The sequence below is a fragment of the Brevundimonas sp. genome, from assembly GCF_018608325.1.
Lineage (GTDB): Bacteria > Pseudomonadota > Alphaproteobacteria > Caulobacterales > Caulobacteraceae > Brevundimonas.
This window is the reverse complement of the sequence record NZ_JABAZW010000121.1, coordinates 4,968-8,899: the sequence shown is the minus strand read 5'-3', so window position 1 is coordinate 8,899 and position 3,932 is coordinate 4,968. Positions and strand designations below refer to the sequence as shown.

Here is a 3,932-nt window from a genome sequence, read left to right as displayed (position 1 = left end):
ATCGCCGCACCGGGCGAGGCCGGCAGGCCCGCCGCCACCACGCGACGTTCCGCATTGGGGTCCAGCGTCGGGTGCAGCAGTTGGTCCAGTGACGCAGGCTCGACGCGGCTGATGGCCTCTTCCTGAGAGATCACGCCCTCGGCGGCCAGATCGACGGCGATCTTCAGCGCCGACTTGGCCGTGCGCTTGCCGTTGCGGGTCTGCAGCATCCACAGACGGCCCTGTTCGACCGTGAACTCGATGTCCTGCATGTCGCGGTAGTGGCTTTCCAGCTTGCCGACGACCTCTACGAACTGGCCGAAGACTTCCGGCATGGCCTCTTCCATCGAGGGGGCCTTTTCGCCCATCTCCTCGCGGCCGATCTTGGTCAGGGACTGGGGCGTGCGGATGCCCGCGACCACATCCTCGCCCTGGGCGTTGATCAGGAACTCGCCGTACAGGCGCGCCTCGCCGGTCGAGGGGTTGCGGGTGAAGGCCACGCCCGTCGCCGAGGTCTCGCCCATATTGCCGAACACCATCGACTGGATGTTGACGGCGGTGCCCCAGCTTTCGGGGATGTCGTGCATGCGGCGATAGAATTTCGCCCGGTCGTTCATCCAGCTTTCGAACACGGCGCCGACGGCGCCCCACAGCTGGTCCTTGGGATCCTGCGGGAAGGCGTGACCCAACTCGCGCTCGACCACGGCCTTGTAGTCAGCGACCACCTTCTCCCAGTCCGCGGCGCTCAGGTCGGTGTCGACGGTGACGCCCAGACGGTCCTTGTGCTGGTCCAGCACCTCTTCGAAATCGTCATGGCTGAGGCCCAGCACCACGTTCGAATACATGGTGATGAAACGACGGTAGCTGTCGAAGGCGAAGCGGCGGTCACCCGACAGTTTCGCCAAGCCTTCGACCGTCTGGTCGTTCAGGCCCAGGTTCAGGACGGTGTCCATCATGCCCGGCATCGAGGCCCGCGCGCCCGAGCGCACCGAGACCAGCAGCGGGTTTTCGACATCGCCGAACGTCTTGCCGACCACGCCTTCGACCTGCTCCAGCGCCGCCTGAACCTGCGCCTGCAGGTCGGCCGGATAGGTCTCGCCATTGGCGTAATAGTGGGTGCAGACCTCGGTGGTGACGGTAAAGCCGGGCGGCACCGGCAGGCCCAGGGCGGACATTTCGGCCAGGTTCGCACCCTTGCCGCCCAAAAGGTTCTTCATCGACGCATCGCCGTCAGCAGAGCCTCCGCCGAAGCCGTACACCCACTTGGTCATCTTGCAGTCCCTGAGCCGTGGTCAGGCGGGCCTTCACCCGCGTGTAAAGATGCGGCGGGTTGTCCCCCGCTCGCGGTGGCCCTGACTACAATGCTGCGAACGCGAAGGCGAGGCCGCACGTAACAAAACGTGACCAAACTTCGCCATTCCGTCGCAGGATTAAATTCATCCGGTCTTTGAGAGCGCTAACGGCCTGACGCGCGGCGTCCGGGTCACCAGCCAGATGCCCACGCACACCAGAATCAGTGCGCCCAGATAGCTCCATTTCAGGATCGTCTCGCCCAGGAACAGGCCCGACAGCACCACCCCGAACACCGGGATCAGGAAGTTGAAGGCCGCGATCATGCCCACCGGATTATGCTTCAGCAGCAGGCTCCAGATCGCGAACGCCGCCGAGGACAACAGCGCCATATAGGCCAGCAGCAGCGTCGCCTCCCATCCGAACGCCGCCAGATGCCCGCCGCCCGCCAAACCGATCACCGTCAGCACCACCCCGCCGATGGTCAACTGCCAGCCCGTCATCACCATCGGGTCCAGTGTCCGCGACACCCGCTTGCCATAGATGGAGGCGGCGGCCAGCACGAAGGCGGCGATGACGATGAAGCCTTCGCCCAGCAGGCTGAAATCCACCCCCAGCCCGTTCGGTCCCGCCCGGTCCAGATTGACCAGCATGACCCCGACGAACCCGATCAGGCAGCCCAGCGCCTTTCGCCCGTTCAGCCGGTCGTCGGCATAGATGAAATGGGCCAGCATGACGCTGAAGAAGGTCGAGGTGGCGTTGGTGATCGACGCCTTGGCGCCCGTCGCATGGGCCACGCCCGTATAGAAGAAGACATACTGGATCGTGGTCTGGGTCAGGCCCAGCAGCCCAACCTGCCGGAACTGCGCCAGCGACAGGCGGAACACCGTCTTCTTCATGACCGCCGCCAGCACCAGCAGGATCAGCCCCGCCAGCGCGAACCGCCATCCCGCGAACAGCATCTGGCTGGCAATGTCGGACGGCGCTACGGCCAGCAGGGCGAATCCCGCCTTGATCGCCGGAAACGCACTGCCCCACAGGAAGCAGCACAGGGTCGCCAGAGCAAAGACCGAACTGCGGGTGGTGAACAGACTGGAAGACATGGCCGCGCTTTAGGCCGCGCGGACAGGAAGGGGAAGCCGTCCCTCCTCAACCAGCCGCCCACATTCGTCATTCCGGGGCTGAGCGCAGCGAAGAACCCGGAACCCAGGGCCGCACGCGCGCTGCTGGACACATTTGAAGCCTGATGCGCGCCTCCTGGGTTCCGGGTTCGTCCTTCGGACGCCCCGGAATGACGGTTTTGGCTCAGGCCCTACCCCGCGATCTGGCCGAAGTCCGCGACCTTGCCCATGACTTCGCGGACCTGACCCAACAGCTTCAGGCGGTTATCCCGCTCCTCAGCCACGTCGGAGTTGACCAGAACATCGGTGAAGAAGGCGTCCACCGGGGCGCGCAGGGCGGCCAACGCCGTCATGGCGGCGGCGAAGTCCTCGGCGTCCAGTGCGATGTCCACGGCGGTCTGGGCCGCGCCGACGGCGAAGGCCAGGGCCGTTTCCGGCTCGGGCTGGTTCAGCAGGCCGGTGCGGACCATGCCGGTCGGCACAGGCCCCTTCTTCTCTTCGGCGCGCAGGATGTTGGAGGCGCGCTTGTACCCCGCCAACAGGTTCGCCCCGTCGTCAGTTGCCAGGAAGGCGGCTAGCGCCTCCACCCGACGCACGATGCGGACAAGGTCGTCGTCGCCCAGAGCGAAGACAGCGGCGACGAGATCATGGCGTTGGCCACGGTCGCGCAGAAGTACGGTCAGGCGGTCGGCGAAGAAGGCGAGGAGATCACGTTCGACGCTCTTGTGAATCTCAAGTTCTTTTACAACCGCATCTGAAAGATCATCTAGCGCCTTTGTATAGGCAGGATGCGAAGCAACGGTTTCGTCAAATTTAGAACCGCTAGATATCAACCCATCAACTTCGTTACGGACCTGCATCGGCAAAATATCGAAATCTGCCAAAGTGCGCGCCGCCTGTTCGAGACGGCCCTTTTCAGCCACCTCAAGTGATCTCATGCCAGAGATGAAATCGTTTATTACTGGCGTAACACGTACCACCCGCAGCGAGTGCCAGTATCCACCACGCACCCCATTATCAAGCACCAGCCGGATCACGCCCAGCGCAGCACGGCGCAGGGCGAACGGGTCTTTCGACCCCGTGGGCTTCTCATCAATCGCGAAGAAGCCGACCAGCGTGTCCAACTTCTCGGCCAGAGCGACGGCGACCGTCACCGGCGCGGTCGGGACCGTGTCGGCGGGGCCTTGGGGCTTGTAGTGGTCGCGAATGGCGTCGGCGACGGCGTCGGGCTGGCCCGCCAGACGGGCGTAGTACCCGCCCATGACGCCCTGCAGTTCCGGGAACTCGCCCACCATGCCTGAGGCCAGATCGGCCTTGGACAGACGCGCGGCGGTTTGCGCCTGATCGGCGTCGGCGCCGACCAGCGGGGCGATCTCACGCGCCAGGGCGGCGATACGCTCAACACGCTCGGCCAGGGTGCCCAGTTTGGCGTGGAAGGTGACGCCGGACAGTTTGGCGTTCCAGGCGTCGAAGCCGACCTTCTGGTCCTCGTCCCAGAAGAAGCGGGCGTCGTTCAGGCGGGCGGACAGGACGCGGCTGTTG

3 protein-coding genes are annotated in these 3,932 nt (G+C 64.8%); all 3 read right to left on the bottom strand.

The features are described 5' to 3' along the window. A partial coding sequence (locus QZ281_RS12035) for a PEP/pyruvate-binding domain-containing protein (RefSeq protein ID WP_292228669.1) occupies positions 1-1,250 on the bottom strand: 1,250 nt, incomplete at its 3' end. A gap of 165 nt (positions 1,251-1,415) precedes the next feature. Next, the gene (locus QZ281_RS12030) at positions 1,416-2,372 is read right to left on the bottom strand and encodes a DMT family transporter (RefSeq protein ID WP_292228667.1); all 957 of its coding nucleotides are present in this window, start codon (positions 2,370-2,372) and stop codon (positions 1,416-1,418) included. Positions 2,373-2,581: 209 nt separating this feature from the next. Further along, on the bottom strand, positions 2,582-3,932 hold a 1,351-nt coding region (locus QZ281_RS12025; RefSeq protein WP_292228664.1), incomplete at its 5' end, for a glycine--tRNA ligase subunit beta.

Coding starts and splice junctions, on each gene's coding strand:
- QZ281_RS12030 (WP_292228667.1), bottom strand. CDS start 2,372: ATGTCTTCCAGTCTGTTCACCACCCGCAGTTCGGTCTTTGCTCTGGCG.